The organism is Aquimarina ulvae (genome assembly GCF_053613295.3).
This window is the reverse complement of record NZ_JBSIBP030000004.1, coordinates 454,659-472,562: the sequence shown is the minus strand read 5'-3', so window position 1 is coordinate 472,562 and position 17,904 is coordinate 454,659. Positions and strand designations below refer to the sequence as shown.

The 17,904-nt window shown below is 33.4% G+C and carries 14 protein-coding genes; 7 read left to right on the top strand and 7 right to left on the bottom strand.

Annotated elements, in window-relative coordinates; all coding sequences use genetic code 11:
- The first annotated feature begins 158 nt into the window (after positions 1 to 158).
- From ACWGOQ_RS11855 to ACWGOQ_RS11840, 4 genes are all read left to right on the top strand, one after another.
- On the top strand, positions 159 to 824 hold the full coding sequence (locus ACWGOQ_RS11855; RefSeq protein ID WP_452057986.1) for a TetR family transcriptional regulator C-terminal domain-containing protein: 666 nt from the start codon (positions 159 to 161) through the stop codon (positions 822 to 824).
- A 43-nt stretch (positions 825 to 867) separates the two neighbouring features.
- A complete protein-coding gene (locus ACWGOQ_RS11850; RefSeq protein WP_452057987.1) occupies positions 868 to 2,175 on the top strand; it encodes an ABC1 kinase family protein in 1,308 nt (435 codons plus the stop codon).
- 1,367 nt (positions 2,176 to 3,542) lie between these two features.
- A complete protein-coding gene (locus ACWGOQ_RS11845) occupies positions 3,543 to 3,695 on the top strand; it encodes a hypothetical protein (protein WP_452057988.1) in 153 nt (50 codons plus the stop codon).
- A gap of 334 nt (positions 3,696 to 4,029) precedes the next feature.
- Positions 4,030 to 5,040, top strand: a complete 1,011-nt coding sequence (locus ACWGOQ_RS11840; protein ID WP_452057989.1) for a 3-oxoacyl-ACP synthase III family protein — start codon at positions 4,030 to 4,032, stop codon at positions 5,038 to 5,040.
- 269 nt (positions 5,041 to 5,309) lie between these two features.
- Here ACWGOQ_RS11840 and ACWGOQ_RS11835 read toward each other — a convergent pair whose 3' ends face one another.
- Entirely contained in the window at positions 5,310 to 7,733 is a 2,424-nt protein-coding gene (locus ACWGOQ_RS11835; RefSeq protein WP_452057990.1) for a TonB-dependent receptor, read from the bottom strand.
- A 431-nt stretch (positions 7,734 to 8,164) separates the two neighbouring features.
- Between ACWGOQ_RS11835 and ACWGOQ_RS11830 the strand changes: the two genes are divergently transcribed.
- Complete coding sequence (locus ACWGOQ_RS11830; RefSeq protein WP_452057991.1) at positions 8,165 to 8,533, top strand: CoA-binding protein; 369 nt, start codon at positions 8,165 to 8,167, stop codon at positions 8,531 to 8,533.
- Here ACWGOQ_RS11830 and ACWGOQ_RS11825 read toward each other — a convergent pair.
- The 4 genes from ACWGOQ_RS11825 to ACWGOQ_RS11810 all read right to left on the bottom strand — a co-directional run bounded on the left by ACWGOQ_RS11825 (position 8,504) and on the right by ACWGOQ_RS11810 (position 13,490).
- The gene (locus ACWGOQ_RS11825; protein WP_452057992.1) at positions 8,504 to 9,943 is read right to left on the bottom strand and encodes a sodium:solute symporter; all 1,440 of its coding nucleotides are present in this window, start codon (positions 9,941 to 9,943) and stop codon (positions 8,504 to 8,506) included. The genes ACWGOQ_RS11830 and ACWGOQ_RS11825 overlap by 30 nt on opposite strands.
- Positions 9,944 to 10,013: 70 nt before the next feature.
- Entirely contained in the window at positions 10,014 to 10,700 is a 687-nt protein-coding gene (locus tag ACWGOQ_RS11820; RefSeq protein WP_452057993.1) for an ABC transporter ATP-binding protein, read from the bottom strand.
- A 327-nt stretch (positions 10,701 to 11,027) separates the two neighbouring features.
- Positions 11,028 to 11,603, bottom strand: coding sequence for a hypothetical protein (locus ACWGOQ_RS11815; RefSeq protein WP_452057994.1), 576 nt, complete (start codon positions 11,601 to 11,603; stop codon positions 11,028 to 11,030).
- Positions 11,604 to 11,624: 21 nt separating this feature from the next.
- On the bottom strand, positions 11,625 to 13,490 hold the full coding sequence (locus ACWGOQ_RS11810; protein ID WP_452057995.1) for an ABC-F family ATP-binding cassette domain-containing protein: 1,866 nt from the start codon (positions 13,488 to 13,490) through the stop codon (positions 11,625 to 11,627).
- 140 nt (positions 13,491 to 13,630) lie between these two features.
- On the opposite strand from ACWGOQ_RS11810, the gene ACWGOQ_RS11805 reads away from it, so the two are divergent.
- The gene (locus ACWGOQ_RS11805; RefSeq protein ID WP_452057996.1) at positions 13,631 to 14,473 is read left to right on the top strand and encodes a hypothetical protein; all 843 of its coding nucleotides are present in this window, start codon (positions 13,631 to 13,633) and stop codon (positions 14,471 to 14,473) included.
- Positions 14,464 to 15,081, top strand: a complete 618-nt coding sequence (locus ACWGOQ_RS11800) for a C-type lectin-like domain-containing protein (protein WP_452057997.1) — start codon at positions 14,464 to 14,466, stop codon at positions 15,079 to 15,081. The genes ACWGOQ_RS11805 and ACWGOQ_RS11800 overlap by 10 nt, the downstream gene beginning before the upstream one ends.
- Before the next feature lie 53 nt (positions 15,082 to 15,134).
- Here the strand turns inward: ACWGOQ_RS11800 and lnt are convergent, their stop codons facing one another.
- Both lnt and ACWGOQ_RS11790 read right to left on the bottom strand, forming a co-directional pair.
- Complete coding sequence (gene lnt / locus ACWGOQ_RS11795; protein WP_452057998.1) at positions 15,135 to 16,721, bottom strand: apolipoprotein N-acyltransferase; 1,587 nt, start codon at positions 16,719 to 16,721, stop codon at positions 15,135 to 15,137.
- A gap of 90 nt (positions 16,722 to 16,811) precedes the next feature.
- Positions 16,812 to 17,900 carry a putative type IX sorting system protein PorV2 gene (locus tag ACWGOQ_RS11790; protein WP_452057999.1) on the bottom strand — a complete coding sequence of 363 codons (1,089 nt, stop codon included), beginning with the start codon at positions 17,898 to 17,900 and terminating at the stop codon, positions 16,812 to 16,814.
- Between the last annotated feature and the right edge of the window lie 4 nt (positions 17,901 to 17,904).

Here is a 17,904-nt window from a genome sequence, read left to right as displayed (position 1 = left end):
ATTATCCTCAAAATGTAAGAATAACTGTCGGTTTTCGACTAAAATTGAGAGTATTCGTTAAGTTTCATTTTTTATGAAACAACTTTAACAATATTTTTGTTTAGGTTTTTTTATAAAAAGTTAAACAATCGTTATCTTTACACTATAAAATTATAGTTATGGCCGCTTCTAATAAAAAACAAATTATTGATATTCAGTATATTATTACTAAATATATGACATATGTTTTGGAGCACGATCAGTATCCAAAATCAGTGTATAAATTCTGTAAAGAATCTAAAATAAAAGAAGAGGATTTTTATAAATTCTTTGGTAGTCTTGATTCTGTAAATAGAGGTATTTGGAATGCTTTTTTTACGACGACGTTGGATGCTATGAATGCCAGTAAAGAGTATGAAGATTTATCTAGTAAAGATAAAATGCTTACGTTTTTTTATACTTTTTTCGAAATGTTGACATTAAATAGAAGCTATGTACTATTTGCCCTTAAATACCACGAGATGCCGCTGAAAAATATGGGACAATTAAAGGGATTACGAAAAAATGTAAAGAATTTCACAAAAGAATTGATAGAAATCGATAATGATGATAAAATGTTTAGAATAGCAAAAAATCCAGTTTCAGTTTATTCTGAAGGTGCTTGGTTGCAATTTTTGTTTCTTTTAAGATTTTGGATGGATGATGAGTCGGCTGGTTTCGAAAAAACAGATGTGGCGATTGAAAAATCAGTAAATACAATTTTTGATTTGTTCAACAATACGCCACTTAGCAGCGTTTTGGATTTTGGTAAATTTCTATGGCAAGAAAAAACAATGTGGAATTAGATAGTTTTTGGATCAACGTATAAGGAAAGGGAGAATAAAAGATATGAAAACAATTGATAAAATACCAACCACGAAGATAGGACGTACAACAGAGTTGGTAAAGACCGGCGTGAAGGTAGGTGGTAATTATCTTAAATATTATAGTAAGAAAGCAGTAAATCCTAAAGTTACCAGAGATCAACTGAATGAAAATAATGCAGCAGATATTTATGATGGATTAAAAAATTTGAAAGGAAGTGCATTGAAGGTAGCACAAATGCTTTCTATGGAAAAAAATATATTGCCGAATGCTTATGTAGAGAAGTTTTCTTTGGCTCAATTTAGCGTTCCTCCATTGTCAGCGCCGCTGGTTAGAAAAACATTTAAAAAATATCACGGAAAATATCCGGAAGATTTATATGATACGTTTGCAACTCAATCTGTTAATGCTGCCAGTATCGGTCAGGTACATAAGGCATCTAAAGACGGGAAAAAACTTGCTGTGAAAATTCAATATCCTGGAGTTGCAGACAGTATAAGTTCTGATCTGGCGATGGTAAAACCCATCGCCGTCAGAATGTTTAACTTAAAAGGAAAAGATTCTGATAAATATTTTCAGGAATTAGAGGGTAAATTATTGGAGGAAACTGATTACATACTAGAAGTACAACAAAGTAAAGAGATTACAGGAGCTTGCTCCAAAATTCCAAACTTACGATTTCCAAAGTACTACGAAGACTTATCCAGTAAACGGATTATTACAATGGATTGGATGGATGGTATACACCTTAGTGAATTCGCTAAAACGAATACAGATCAGGAGAAGGCGAATAAGATTGGCCAAGCTCTTTGGGATTTCTATATGTATCAAATGCACGTTTTGAAAGCGGTACATGCGGATCCCCATCCTGGTAATTTTCTGGTAGATAAAGATGATAATTTAGTAGCTATTGATTTTGGCTGTGTTAAAAAAGTACCATTAGAGTTTTACACACCTTATTTTGAGTTGGCCGAAAAAGAAAATATAGAGAATCCAGATTTTTTTGCCCAAAAGATGTACGAGTTGGAAATACTCAGGGAAGATGACTCTCCAGAAGAAAAAGAATTTTTCTCTGATTTGTTTTACGAAATGCTTAGTCTATTCACAAGACCATTTAACGAAGAGGTCTTTGATTTTGCAGATGAAGGATTCTGGGGAGCAATTACTGAATTAAGTGAAAAATATTCTAAAGATACAGAGCTAAGAAAGATGAATGGTAACAGAGGGAGTAAGCACTTTTTATATATTAACAGAACATTTTTTGGCTTATACAATTTGCTGCACGACCTAAAAGCAACGGTACGTGTAAAAAATTTTGAAAAGTACCTTTAGTCAGTCAAACCTGACTGGCTTTGGTTTGTTTATTTATTGGTTAGGTTGTTAGAAAGGCATGCTGTGGTTGGCGTGCCTTTCGCTTTTTTAGCTATAATAAGACTAAGAATGATTCAGAGGTTTTTATAAAAAAAAACCGGAAGCTATGAGGTCAGCTCCCGGAAAACACCTTTTAAAATTAAATTTGATGATCGTGTGTTAAGTTTAATTCAAAGATATTTTTTTGGTTGGGGACATATTAAATCCGGAGGCTTATTTTTTGTTAATAGAAAACCTCCGGTAAAACGACAATACTAAATAACCCGCTGTGCACTTTAAAACACTAAAATAAAGTATTGCGTTCATGATTTTTTAAAACCGGGAACTAAACAATAGTTCCCGGAACCAATACAGTGAAATATTGAAAATAGAGGCTGCTATCTTAACTAACAGGTTTTCAGGGTTTTCACGATTGGTGTTTCTCTGTGTAATATATTAATCAATCATTATATATGTTTTTAATCATCTCTAAATTTATACTGCTTAAAAAACTTGAAGAATAATGTAGATAATAAGTAAAACGATTATTAAGGTAATTAAGAATAAAGAGGTTTTGGTTAATATGCGATGGAATTTATCAAATCTATCCATGATATATTCCGTAGCATTGAACCTGCTGATTCTTGATTAAAAGGAGATGAGATTTACTTAAGTAAAGATGGTAAAAATTTAATATTGTTTCCATAGTTTATGATTTAGAGTTGGTTGCTCTTTTTGATTTTTTACTATGATAACAGCCTCAGGTCAAATGTAGGAATTACACTTCGATAATAAATATGGTTTTACATGAATTAAAATATGGTTTTAACATATTTTTATATTTTATAAATATTTTAATTATTTGTAATTAAGATGTTTACTATGTAGAATTAACGATATTTTATATTTAATTTAACAAAGATTATTATGGGTTCAAACGGGTATTTTAACATTTTGTAAACTATTTTGTCGATACATCGTACTATTTGACAGAAAGTAGTTTTATGTTTACGAGAGGTGTAAACTTTATTTTAAATTTTTAATGAGAGATTTTTCGGATGTTAGTATATGATATTCACTGTTTTATGAATTATCTTATTAGAAACAAATAATTACGTAATTCGTTTTGTTGTTTTTTAGAAAGAGATAATTGAAGGGTATTATAGATATACGTTTGTAGGTTTTATTGGTCATTAGTCATTAGTCATTAGTCGAAAAAAGTGAATTTTCTAAAAAGTTCTCCCGCTACTCAGATATTTTAAATCAGTAGTTTTAGTCATAATGATTCTAATATTAGTTCTATCTAATGTATTAAGAGCTGTTATTTTAAAACAAGAAAATAGTTTAACATGAATACACATTCTATACTTCATAATGGCTTAAAGAAAACTTTAGAGTATGCATTTTCTGTATATTTAATTCAATCTTCAAATGTTATTTATATAGATTTAGATGAGGAGAATGCTAATGTTTCTTATGTCTTATATAATAAAGAAGGGTAAATAATAAAAATCAAAAAATAATTTATCTTTAAATCCTTTTCCTTCAGGAGAGTATAGGGTTGAGGTTACTGATAAAGTGAATAAAATATCGAAAGAAATATTAAAGCTTTAACTATTCTTTCTTGTCTTAGGTTATTGGCAATAAACATAGTATTTTCTTGGGGCTACTCTTAATATGTGAATGAAGAACATGGTGATTTTGTTATGCGTGCATACAATAAGATTGCCGTTTCTTTTATCTAAAACGTAAGAATACATATCTTGCTCTGTGTTTTTTTGGCAGCATCAGTAATACGCTATCACGAGGCACAATATACACTCAATATCATAAAATATGTATACTTCAAAAGTAACAGGATTAGGAAGCTATGTTCCCGAAAATGTAGTAACCAATGACGATCTTTCTAAAATTATGGAAACCAATGATGCCTGGATTCAGGAACGTACCGGGATCAAAGAAAGACGTCATATCAAAAAAGGCGATGGTAATAGTACTTCTGTGATGGGAGTAAAGGCAGCTAAAATAGCTTTAGAAAGAGCAAAACTCACTAAAGACGATATAGATCTTATCATTTTTGCGACATTAAGTCCGGATATGTATTTTCCTGGTGGTGGAGTCAGAGTTCAGGATATGATGGATATGGGTACGATTCCTGCACTCGATGTGCGTAACCAGTGTAGTGGTTTTGTATATGCGGTATCAGTGGGCGATCAGTTTATCAAAACAGGGATGTACAAAAATGTGTTGATTATAGGAAGTGAGAATCACAGTGGTGGACTCGATATGACTACACGTGGTAGAGGAGTATCAGTGATATTTGGTGATGGAGCAGGGGCGATGGTGTTGTCCAGAAGTGAAGAAGAAAACGGAAGCGGTGTGCTGTCTACTCATTTACATAGTGAAGGAGCCCACGCTAAAGAGTTGTCGCTAGAAGGTCCTAGTACAGAACATTGGGTTCCTGAGATTATTGCAGAAAATGATCAGGAAAATATACCGTATTATCCGTATATGAACGGACAATTTGTGTTTAAAAATGCCGTTGTTCGTTTTGCCGAAGTTATTAATGAAGGGTTACAGAAAAATAATCTTACCGCTAATGATATAAACATGTTAATACCGCATCAGGCCAATCTAAGAATTTCGCAATTTGTGCAAAAGCAATTTAGGTTATCTGATGATCAGGTATATAATAATATTCAGCGGTATGGCAATACGACGGCAGCTTCCATTCCTATTGCGCTAACCGAAGCCTGGGAACAAGAAAAAATTAAAGAAGGAGATTTAGTTGTATTAGCCGCTTTTGGTAGTGGTTTTACCTGGGGTAGTGCTATTATTCGATGGTAGTATACAACTGAAATATTAATAAAATAAAAATCGCGAAATTTTAATTTCGCGATTTTTTATTGTTACCGGGTTATTTTTTTTCTTTAAAGGCTAATTCAAATAAATTATAACCGTATTGGTACTATAATAGACGTAACAATTTGCATAGTGTTACAAAAACATCTATTTTTTTGCATTTATTTAACTTTACGTGTTTTTGTTTTAATAACACTTAAATTTAACAAATAAATTAAACATAGTTTAATAAATTAACATTTTATTTGATTTGACTAAAGGATTCCTCCACCAGTTTTTTCATTTTTATCTCTTCTTTTTCTGGAAACTTTTCTGTTCTTTCCACTACCAAAACGATACGACAATCCTAGGAAAATAGTCTGCGTTTCTCCTTGGAATTGCCCGTTTTGCTCAAAAGGAAAGTCACCAGAGAATCTAAAGCGCATCGTATTAAAAATATCGTTAAAGTTAATACTCGCCGTAGCTTTCCCTTCTAAGAAGTTATATCTGGCCCCTGTATTTACGAAGTAAAATGGTTTTGTTTTAAATTGAATACCTTCTTGCTCACCTCTGTAAAATCCAAATACTTGAAACGTTAGATTTTTGGTAACTTTAAAATTGTTATTCATTCTAAAATTATACACTAATGCATCCACTTCACTAGAGACCTGTACAATTTCGTCCATACCGTTTATTGTTACCACATCTTCTACAATGCCTTTTTGGGTTTGCGCATATAAATCAAAACTAGCATTAAAATTCCACCATTTTGTTGGGCGGTAATTACTGGAAATCTCAATACCATATGCTGAATTATTATCAAAATTTTCAAAAGTAAGTATCTGCCCTTCTTCTACGGTTGGATCTGCCAGTAATGTTTGATTGATCTCATCATTAATGATGCGATAAAACGTTCCTGCGGTAATAGATCCTCCTTCTAATTTACGAGTATAATTAAACTCAATAGAGTTTGTGAATTGCGGATCTAGCTCAGGATTTCCTCTAGAAGTAATTCGTGGGGTACTCCATTCTCTGATTGGATTTACCTGGTTTAATCCAGGTCTGTCCACTCGGCGACTATAACTTAATTGATAAGTGTTTTTCTCTCCTGGAGTATAAGTTAGATAGGCAGATGGATAAATAGTAAAAATATCATCTTCAAAAACTTTTTCATTATTAAAAATAGCCTCTACCTGATAGCTTTCGAGTCTGGCTCCTAGCTGATAAGACCATTTTTCATAGTTTTTTCCATAAGTTGCATATAATGCATGGATATCACGATCATAATTGTATTTAGAATCATCAAACAATGTCGATTGGTATTGATTATCAGTGCGCCTTATACGTCCTTCATACCCTAGTTCTAGTTTTGCTTTTTCTGATAAAGGATTTACATAATCTAAATTGATGGTGGTATTTGTTCTGTCATTATTCAAAACATCATTATAATCGGGAGTTGTTCCGCCAGCAAAATCGAAATCGTCATCACTATCGCTTTCGAACACGTTGTAATCAACTTCTAATTCTATATTATGGCCTTCTTTTTTAAAATCGTGTTTATAATCAAAATTGTAAGTAGATCCGAGATTTTCCCTACCATTTGTTAAGTTTTGAAATATATTATTCTCGGGATTATCAAAAAAGATAATATCGGTAGTTCCATTAGTGCCTCCATCAAATAAATTCTGATTTGTATATAATGATACTGTATTTCGATCATTTATATAATAATCAAAACCTACCTTAAACAAATGAGACTTGTTATTATCCAGAAAACGAAAATCAGTTTGATAATTCTGGTCTCCTCTAAATACAAAACCTTGATTTAAGTTTTTAGTAATATTAGCACCGTAATTTCCATAAACATTAATCTTACCGCTTCTGTAATTGAGATCAATAGAACTGTTAAACCTCGCATTTTTATCCCAGTTTACACCTAGATTTATGTTTCCATTAAAACCTATATTGGCATTTTTTCGTAACACGATATTAATTATACCACTCATGCCTTCGGGATTATATTTGGCAGAAGGATTCGTGATCAACTCTACAGACTTTATAGAGGTCGAAGGAATTTGTTTTAATAATTGAGATGGAGAGATGTTAGTGGGTTTACCATCAATAAGTATTTGTACATTAGGGTTGCCACGCAGTGCAATATTGCCATCCTGATCTACATTAACGGATGGAATATTTTGCATAATTTCTGCTGCGGTACCACCTGTGGTAGTTAAATCTTTTCCAACGTTAATTACTTTTCGATCTATTTTTTGTTCGATAGTCGTACGTTCTGCGATAATAGTAACATCATCCAAAGCCTGCGCTTCTTCTTCTAACGAAATAGTGCCTACATCAATATCTTTACTTTTTCTTGAAATTTCTATAGGCTGGGTATGGCTGGTATATCCAATGAACTGTATTGTTAACGTATAATTTCCATTGGGTATATCTGCGATTAAAAAAGTACCATCTTCTTTGGTGATTCCACCACTAACTACCTTTTCTGAACCATCATTGATAATAATAGTGGCATACGGAATAGGTTGATTCAGGTTTTTATCGATTACTTTTCCTGTAACAGTTCCTACTATTACATCATTATTAGGTTGGGCTGTGGCTAGCACACAACATAATGATAAGAAAAATAATAGGATTGCTTTTTGGCCTGTCTGTAGACCGGATAGATTGATTGCTTTCATCTGATGTTTATTTGATTGATTTTATGTTAAACACTGTACTTTGTATTACATAATTCAAAGTACTGGTTTTCCCTTTTTTAAGCACGTTGATTAAGCGTACGTGTCGTATATGACGATTTAGTGAGAAATCTGTTACATCAAAAATATTTTTTAACAATTAATTATAAAAACAAAGACCGCCCCTTATTCAGGGGCGGTCTTCTATAATAATCAAATAGTAACACTAACCATCAACTATGAATAAAATTTGATTATTAAGTAACTAACTAACTAAATTTATGAAAAATCTTATTTCTTTATCTATAAGACGTGGGAGAGAAGCCTTATGTTACACGTAGTTTTTGTTTTTAACATTTTAGCGTTTATTTTTAACGTTTAAAGAATAAAATACACTGGTATAAACTTTATTTTGCACAAAATTGAGTTGTGCTATGTCAAAAAAAACACTGGTATTAGGAGCTTCATTGAAGCCTAATCGATATTCTAATCTTGCTATACATAGATTGGTAAGTTACAAATATGATACAGTAGCCATTGGACTTCGTAATGGAGAGGTTTCAGGAATCCAGATACAAACAGGTTTGGTAGATTTTGAAAATATAGATACAGTAACGTTGTACCTTAATCCAACACGGCAGCAACAGTATTATGAATACATAGTTGAACTTGCTCCAAAGAGAGTCATTTTTAATCCAGGTACTGAAAATCCTGAATTCTACGAAATTCTGAAAAGAGCTGATATAGAAATAGAGGTGGCTTGTACGTTGGTTTTACTTTCGACGAATCAATATGAGACCTAAAAATGTTAGTAGTCCATTGAGTATTAAAATAAAGAAACCAAATTCAAATCCAAACCAACTTTCGCTATTATTACTAATAATATAGGATAATACTGGCGATAGGATTGCTATGATTGGAACGAAGTTGTCTTTTACTTTTAACTTGGTGAATAATCCGAAGGCATAAAGACCCAATAATGGACCGTATGTATACCCCGCAAAGACAAATAGTTTAGTGATTACACTAGCATCTTGAATGACATATTTAAAGACAATAATTACTAGTACCAGAAGGATCGAAAATAGGATATGTATTTTCTTTCTAATTTTGATTTGCTCTTTTTTTGCGTATTTTTTTTCTAGATCCAGAATGTCTATGCTAAAAGATGTCGTTAATGATGTTAATGCACTGTCCGCACTACTATATGCTGCTGCAATTAGACCTAATACAAAAAATATTGCTATGCCAATACCCAATCCACTTTGGGTAGCAATAATAGGAAATAGTTGGTCCTTATGGGCATCTATACCATTTAAAGATGCGTATTGAGTTAGCAGCAATCCTAGTCCAAGAAAAATAAAGTTTACCACAGTCAATACGACTGTGAACCAGAACATGTTTTTTTGAGCATCTTTTAAACTACGGCAGGTTAGGTTTTTTTGCATCATATCTTGGTCTAATCCGGTCATAACGATGGCAATAAAAATCCCCGATATAAATTGTTTCCAAAAATAATTAGCACTTTTAAAATCATCAAAGAAAAATATTTTTGATAGATCACTATCCATTATATAATCAAACATTTCAGCTCCAGAAATTCCTAAGCCATCAGAGACAAAATATACAGCTACACCAAGTGCTATTAACATAAATAGTGTTTGTAGCGTATCTGTCCATACAATTGTTTTAATACCAGATTTAAATGTATATAACCAAATTAGAAGAATAGTTACAATGACAGTAACCCAGAACGGGATTCCCATGGATTCAAACAAGATCGTTTGCAAAACATTAGCCACTAAAAATAATCTAAAACTAGCACCAGTAATTCTGGATATTAGAAAAAAAGAAGCACCTGTTTTGTACGAATAATCACCAAAACGTTCATTCAGATACGTGTAAATAGATGTTAAGTTCAATCTATAATATAGCGGAAGTAGTACAGCTCCTATAACGAAATAACCTATCGTATACCCTAAGACTACTTGAAAATAACCAAAACCTATTTTTTCAACAGCTCCGGGAACAGAAATAAAAGTAACTCCACTTAGCGATGCACCAATCATTCCAAAAGCTACAATGTACCAAGGTGATTGTTTGTTAGCTTTGAAAAAAGCTTCGTTTCCTGAGTTTTTACCTGTGAGATATGAAATTAAAAGAAGTACACCAAAGTAAGCGGCGATTAAAAGCAGAATATGTATGGGTTGCATATAGAAATCCGAATTAGTAAAACACCAAAATACGAATTAATACTTTACATACTAATCTCTGAATCACAAACTATCGATTCCTTTCATCGCTCTCAATTACTCCATCTCGTAATCTAATTACCCGATGTGCATGCGCTGCTACTTCTTCTTCGTGAGTTACCAAAATCACAGTATTCCCAGCCGCGTGGATATCGTCAAACAATTGCATGATCTCCAGAGATGTTTTAGAATCTAGGTTTCCAGTTGGTTCATCAGCCAGTATGATAGAAGGCTTATTAACTAAGGCACGACCTACAGCAACCCTTTGTCGCTGACCTCCAGAAAGTTGATTGGGTTTGTGGTCCATTCGATCCGCAAGTCCTACATCAGTTAGTACTTCTTCGGCTCTTGCATGTCTGTCTTTTTTAGAAGTTCCTGCATAGACCATGGGCAAGGCAACATTATCTAAGGCAGTAGTTCTAGGCAATAAATTAAATGTTTGAAATACAAAACCAATTTCCTTATTTCTGATTTCGGCCAATTCATCATCTGTCATTTTACTAACGTCATTTCCATTTAGATCGTAAGTTCCGCCAGTCGGAGTGTCTAAACAACCTAAAAGATTCATTAAAGTGGATTTGCCCGATCCCGAAGGTCCCATAATAGCAATATAATCCCCTCTTTTAATTTTCAGGTCAATACCCTTAAGAACATAAACAGTCTCTTGACCAAGTTGAAAATTTCTAATGATACCCTTAATGTCAATTACGTTTTCCATGCGATGTGTTAAATTATAGCTGTAAGATACAATTTTAGCCTATATGACGCATCATTGATCAAGTTGTTACAAGTAAAAGTAACTTTTTGTTTACATGATATTATTGGATTATCATTAACTTTAAAGCACCATCTAGTTTAAAACAAAATGGCCTCTATTTTATAAAGAAGATGAACTCTTACAGTAGAGGCTGTTATGAAATCTATAAACAATTCCAGAAACCTTACCTTCTAAAACAAAGCATAGGATCAGCTATTTGTGAGAAATAGTTGATAAGGTTTCTACAAGAGTAAAAGAATGCACTTGATCCATATGCAATAAGAATTGTCAAATTCTAATAATGAAATGTTCTTTTTCCTGTTCTTTTCTAAAAAACACAAAGCCAAAGTTATAGGTATCAATGGTTACTTTGCTTCTTGGGTCATTTTGTATTTGTTTCCAGATAGATTCGTTTGACTGTGATGTATGAATTTGGTCAAGTAGGAGTAGAGAATCATTCTGAACTAGAGAAAATATAGTTTCTAGTAGTTTATCATCATTCTTGAATTTGATAATATTAATATAAAAGAAATCGAACGGATTTTGATTTTCGATTGTATAATACACTGAAATCATTGGGTTGTCAACTGATAAAATTCGTTTTATGAAATCAGAAGAATTGTGCATGATCAATAGCTGCGTATGATCAAGATACGGTAGCAATCTGTTTAGAAGTTTTGCGTTTTTTAAACTAATTACAGTTTTGTTTTTGGTATAAATGGATGTAATTAAATGGTAAGAAGCTCGCTGTTTTCGATTGTAAAAACAAGTAGTCACCAGATTATAAACAAAAGGAGAATGTACTCCATGCTGATTGGTGGATTTTAATAAAAAGCGTAAATATGATATGATTTTAAATAGCATTTTCTGATAAACAGATATTCGTTATTCCATTTTCTCAGATAGTTCTAGCCAGCGCATTTCTTTTTCTTCGATATCGTCAATGATCTTTTTTAGTTTAGCAGATTCTTCGTTGATTTTGTCTCCTTCTAATGCGCCACTGTTAAAAAGTGCTTCAACTTCTTTTTTCTGAATTTCTAATTTTTTCAGATCACGTTCAATACGATTATACTCTTTTTGTTCATTATAAGATAGCGTAGCGTTGGGATCTTTTTTCCAGGAATTTTTTGTCTTTGATTCTGTGTCTTGAACCTTTGCTTTCTCTGGTTCGCGACTGTTTTCGTAAGAACGATAATCAGAATAATTACCCGGAAAATCTTCAATCAAACCATTTCCTTTAAATACGAATAAATGATCCACTATTTTATCCATAAAATAACGGTCGTGCGATACAACAAGTAAACAACCCGGGAAGTCTAGTAAAAAGTTTTCCAAAACATTTAAGGTAACAATATCCAGATCGTTTGTAGGTTCATCGAGTATCAAAAAATTAGGGTTTTGAATCAAAACAGTACATAAGTATAAACGTTTTCTTTCGCCACCACTTAGTTTTTCAACAAAATCATATTGTTTTTTTCGGTCAAAAAGAAAGCGTTCTAGTAATTGCTGTGCAGAAATTTGTCTTCCCTTTTTTAAAGGAATGTAATCACCAAACTCCCTGATAACTTCAATAACTTTTTGTCCTTCTTTAATTGTGATTCCCCGCTGTGTATAATATCCAAATTTTACGGTATCACCAACTACTATTTTTCCTTGATCCGGTTGGATAGCTCCGGTAATCATGTTTAGAAATGTAGATTTTCCGGTTCCATTTTTACCAATAATGCCTATACGTTCTCCTTTTTTGAATACATATTCATATTTGTCAAATAGTGCAAGGTTTTCAAAGCTTTTTGAAACTTTATGGATTTCCAGAATTTTACTTCCTAGACGTTCCATATTGATTTCTAATTGTATTTCGTGATCATTTCTTCGTTGGTGTGCACGTTCTTTTATTTCAAAGAAATCATCGATTCGCGATTTTGATTTTGTGGTACGTGCTTTGGGCTGTCTTCGCATCCAATCCAATTCCTTTTTATAGAGTTGTTTGGCCTTCCCTGTTTCAATTTCTTCATTAGCAATTCTAGCTTCCTTATTCTGAAGATAATAAGCGTAGTTACCCTTGTAGTTATATAGTTTACCGTTTTCTAACTCTACAATTTCATTACATACATTTTCCAGAAAATAACGATCGTGGGTTACCATGAATAAAGTGAAGTTCTCTTTTGCAAAGTATTCTTCAAGCCATTCGATCATTTCAAGATCCAGATGATTGGTAGGTTCATCGAGATAAAGAAGTTCTGGTCTGCTTAATAAAATATTGGCTAATGCCAGTCTTTTTTTCTGTCCTCCTGAAAGTTGACTTACTTTTTTATCTAGCTTTTCAAGCTTCAGTTTAAAAAGAATTTGTTTGTATTGTGTCTCAAAATCCCAGGCATTTAAAATGTCCATTTGCTCAAAAGCCTTTTGATATGCCTCGGTATCGTCAGGGTTTTGTAATGCTTTTTCGTAGGTATTGATTACGCGAAGCGTTTCATTGTCTGCCGCAAAAATAGTTTGTTCTATCGTTAGGTTAGGATCCAGATTAGGTTCTTGAGGTAAGAAAGCGACTTTAAGGTTTTTTCTATAAACTACCTGTCCTTCATCAGGATCTTCATCTCCCGCAATGATATTGAGCAAAGATGTTTTGCCGGTTCCATTTTTTGCGACAAAACCTATTTTCTGACCTTCGTTAATGCCGAAAGAAATGTTTTTGAACAGGATGCGTTCTCCAAAGGATTTGGCTATGTTTTCTACTGATACGTAATTCACTTATTAATTTTAAAATTGACGCAAAGATAAATAGAAATAGATTCTATTAAAGGTTTTACCAATGCTATAATCTTTCTTTTCAAAAGAATTAAACATTTTTTGTATATTTCATTTTCCTAAGTTCAACTGTAATTATATCAATGATTAAATTTTTACTTACGATTAGTATTTTTTTATATACACATTTTCTAATAGCTCAAGAGACTTATCGTGATGAATTTGGTGTGGTTTCATATACCAATAATGATGGAACTTCTAACTGGGCTGGAAATTGGGTAGAGGTTGAGCCTTTTGATGTTAATGATAATCCGGCTGGAGGGTTTATTGCTATTTTAGGAAATCAATTAGACTTTAATTGGATTTGGACAGAAACTATTACAAGAAGTGTTAACATTGCTGGAGCCACATTAGCAACCTTGTCCTTTGATTGGGAGACTATATCTTTAGATGCAAATGAAGAGTTATCAATTCAGGTATCTGATGATGGAACTACATTTACCACATTAGCAAGTTTTGGAGGTACACAAACAGGATCTTTTAGTCAAAATATATCTCTTTACATTTCAGCTAATACTACGATAAGATTTGTTAATACCAATGCTAATTGGACAGATTCTGGTGACATTGTGATTATAGATAATGTACAAATTGAAGCTACTTTTCCAGATGATCCTCCGGTGGTAGCAGTTACGGGAGATAGATATTTTTGCGCTAATGCTTCAAATTCTGTCCCAATAGTAGAAACAATTTCCATTACAGATCCAGACGATGCAAATTTAGAACAACTTACAATTCAAATTTCTACAGGATATCAAAATGGATCAGATTTATTGACATTAACGGGTATCCATCCTAATATTACGGATAGTTGGGATGTTACAGAAGGAAGATTGATATTAACCGGTCCAGCTACATTAGCCGAGTTTGAAGCTGCAGTTTTAGCTACGTTTTTTCGTCTACACCTCCGGTTGTTATGGGTGTAAGAGAGTTTTCTATAGTTTTAGGATCTCCTTTGTTCTTACCAGAAACTGGACATTATTATGAGTTTGTTCCTTCTTTAGGAATCCAATGGGATGATGCACGAGATGAAGCGCAGTTAAGAACATTTTTCGGACTTCAGGGTTATATGGCTACACTAACCAGCACTATTGAGGCAACTTTCGCTGGAGATCAAATTACAGGGACAGGTTGGATAGGAGCTAGTGATAATTTTGGTACGGGAGAAGGTGAGTGGAGGTGGGAAACAGGTCCAGAAGCTGGAACTGTATTCTGGAACGGAGATGAAAATGGAACCGTAGCGCCCGGTGAATTTGCGTTTTGGAACAATAATGAACCTAATGACAACCCGGATGATGCAATACCAGGTCAAGAGAATTATGCACATATAACGGACGATAGTATTGGTATTCAGAATTCTTGGAATGATTTGCCTATCGGAGGTGGAACAGGTGCATATGTTGCACAAGGATATATTGTGGAGTATGGAGGATTACCTGGTGATCCAGTGCTGCAAATATCAGGGGTAACAAGATTGAGAATTAGTTGTACCGTTATTACCAATCGTAATAAAACGTATAGAGTAAATCATTAAAAGTTAAGAATAGTACTTTTCTTCTTTGGTGTTTAGAAAATCAAATTTACTTTTTAAGAAGTAAATTTCTTTCTTCTCCTAGTTACTGAAAACAGGAAAATAAAAATCATAAGAAAAATTGCAACTCTAGCCAGATAATCTCCGGCTTTTACATAAAAAGTAATTTTATCATTCGTTTTTAGTATTCCTTTTAAAGCTCCTTGTTCTTCGTAATCAATAGATGAAACTATATTTCCGGTCTGATCGATGATAGCAGAAATTCCTGTATTAGCACTTCTGGCAATACTTCGGCGAGTTTCTATCGCTCTAAGTTTTGCATATGCAAGATGCTGTTTATGACCTTGGGTAACTCCCCACCAGGCGTCATTCGTGATGATTGCAAGAAAATCTGCATCATTTCTTACATAACCTGTTACAAATTCACCATATACACTTTCGTAGCATATAATAGGTCCTGCACCAATATTATCTTTTGTAAAAAAAACCTCACGATCTGGTTGTGTTGTCTTTTTGGCGACTGTACCACCTAAATCGATCATAGCATCACCAACGATGGGTTTAAAAACACTCTGATAAGGAAAATTCTCAACACCAACCACTAATTTACTTTTATGATAAAGTTCATCGGTACCATCTGGTCTTACTAAAAATGCCGAGTTATAGTCATTGTAAAAAACACCACTCTTATGTTCATTAGTTTGCGAATGTACTTTTGAGGGATCTTTAAAAACATCTAGTAACGAAATGCCTGATAAGAAATTAGCGTTGGGATACCCATTCAAAATATTACTAGCTGTTTTTTTAGCAATAGAACTCTGAAAATTTTTCAACCTATTGTTATCTGCAAAAACGGTTTCTGGCGCTATGATAAAGTCTGTTTTGTCCGTAATCTCTGTTGCTGTCAGTGAACTTAATAAAGCGCCAACTCGGTCATCAGTAGTATTGTATTTCTCTGTGTACGGGTTTATATTTGGTTGCAGAATTACGACCTCTATATCTTGACCTTCCTCTTTATAAGTTTTCAGGATAACTAATGAAATTAAAATCGGAATACTAATAATCAGCCCATTTCTAATCGCTGACCGATATAGGATTGATTTGTCTTTGTGTTTATTAAAAAGTAATATACTTCTGAATATTCCGATATTTACAACCCATATCCATAGGGTTCCTCCAAAGGTTCCAGTATATTCATACCACTGCACCCAGGAAGTGAAGTTGGCAAATCCATTGCCTAAATTAAGCCAGGGCCAGGAAAACTGCCATTGTAAGTGTAGGTATTCAAAACTCATCCATATACAGACTAAAAAAACGGCACTGATGGTAAAGGATACTCTTTTGGCAATTGTATGATATATAAGAAATACCAATGCCATTAATAAACTGTTTACTATCTCGGCAAACCACATGCCAAATGGAGTAGAGTTGTATATCCACCAGGTAGTAATCATATTCCAGACAAAAAATGTAAGGAATGATAATCCGAATACCAGGCTTTTATGGTATTGGTAATGGCGTATTTTATGTTCCGTGACTAATAGCGGAATGAAACCAAAAAAAAGAAATAAAGGGAAGCCATATGTAGGCCAGCCGATTGCAAGTAATAAACCCGATACTATGACAAGTAAAATATTCTTCATAAAGAGTGATCTGTCTTAATAACGAAAATAGTTCTATTTCGTTACAAAACTTAAAACCAAAGCTAAAAAAATGTTACGATTGTTTGATGATTACCTGAAAATACTCCAATCCACTTTTATGGAAAAAACATTAGAGTAGATAGCAGCACTCTGGTCACCTATATCCGTTAGCGCATAATCTACCTGTATGCCTTTGTATTGAAACCCTACGCCAAAGTTTGGTTGAAACCCTACATTATCAGATCCATCAAACTGCTCGATATTCTGAAAATTACCAACACCACCTCGTACATATACAATCTTGGCATAATCCAATTCAAAACCAAAAGCAGGAGTGATGCTTATAGCAGATGACGAAATGATATCATTAGTCTCTGCAAAACGTACATTCATATCTAACTCGGTATTTAGACTGAATTTTTTGCCTAGGTTAAATTTCCTAGCAGCTCCGAATTGTAATTTGGGAATAGTAATTTCTGTGGTTTCGGGTAATTCCTGATCTCTAATTTGTGGTATTTGATCTTCATCAGGGATTCCATCACCGTTTAGATCACCGATAGCAAAATCTTCTACATTCCAAGCATTAAAGGTTGTAGTGATGTCTCGAGCCATAATTCCGAATTGCCAGTTATTTTTTTGGTATTGTAACGCTGCGTCAAAACCAAATCCCCAAGAAGAGGCAAAATCACCAATGACTCTGCGTATTACCTTTGCATTAGCACCATAGCTCAACCCTTCTATTGGCAATTTTCTAGAATAAGAAAATGTAAAAGCATAATCTGCGGCAGAGAATAAATTGATCCTAGTATAATCAATATTACCATCAGCATCTACAAGACTGGTTGTGTCTAAAATATCATCTACTCCAAAACGAATTAAGGAAAGAGCAATAGCGCTTTTTTCATCTAAAGGCATCGCAAAAGCTAAGTAATCATAATTCGCAATATTCGCAAAATAAGCAGCGTGCATAAAAGAAGCCTGATTATCTTCTAAATGAATCAAACCTGCTGGATTCCAGTATCCCGAATTGACATCACCAGATGAAGCAACTACAGCATTAGCCATGCCCAAAGCACCAGCATCAACACCAATGTTTAGAAATTCATTAGAATATTTTCTAGTCTGCGCCGAAGAAAGAGATACAGCTAGAAAGAATAAAACAATTACAATTCTTTTCAATCCA

What these genes read in the sequence shown, in the direction of transcription:
- ACWGOQ_RS11855 (WP_452057986.1), top strand. Translation starts at nt 159, where the DNA reads ATGGCCGCTTCTAATAAAAAACAAATTATTGATATTCAGTATATTATT.
- ACWGOQ_RS11850 (WP_452057987.1), top strand. Translation starts at nt 868, where the DNA reads ATGAAAACAATTGATAAAATACCAACCACGAAGATAGGACGTACAACA.
- ACWGOQ_RS11845 (WP_452057988.1), top strand. Translation starts at nt 3,543, where the DNA reads ATGAATACACATTCTATACTTCATAATGGCTTAAAGAAAACTTTAGAG.
- ACWGOQ_RS11840 (WP_452057989.1), top strand. Translation starts at nt 4,030, where the DNA reads ATGTATACTTCAAAAGTAACAGGATTAGGAAGCTATGTTCCCGAAAAT.
- ACWGOQ_RS11835 (WP_452057990.1), bottom strand. Translation starts at nt 7,733, where the DNA reads ATGAAAGCAATCAATCTATCCGGTCTACAGACAGGCCAAAAAGCAATC.
- ACWGOQ_RS11830 (WP_452057991.1), top strand. Translation starts at nt 8,165, where the DNA reads ATGTCAAAAAAAACACTGGTATTAGGAGCTTCATTGAAGCCTAATCGA.
- ACWGOQ_RS11825 (WP_452057992.1), bottom strand. Translation starts at nt 9,943, where the DNA reads ATGCAACCCATACATATTCTGCTTTTAATCGCCGCTTACTTTGGTGTA.
- ACWGOQ_RS11820 (WP_452057993.1), bottom strand. Translation starts at nt 10,700, where the DNA reads ATGGAAAACGTAATTGACATTAAGGGTATCATTAGAAATTTTCAACTT.
- ACWGOQ_RS11815 (WP_452057994.1), bottom strand. Translation starts at nt 11,603, where the DNA reads ATGCTATTTAAAATCATATCATATTTACGCTTTTTATTAAAATCCACC.
- ACWGOQ_RS11805 (WP_452057996.1), top strand. Translation starts at nt 13,631, where the DNA reads ATGATTAAATTTTTACTTACGATTAGTATTTTTTTATATACACATTTT.
- ACWGOQ_RS11800 (WP_452057997.1), top strand. Translation starts at nt 14,464, where the DNA reads ATGGGTGTAAGAGAGTTTTCTATAGTTTTAGGATCTCCTTTGTTCTTA.
- lnt (WP_452057998.1), bottom strand. Translation starts at nt 16,721, where the DNA reads ATGAAGAATATTTTACTTGTCATAGTATCGGGTTTATTACTTGCAATC.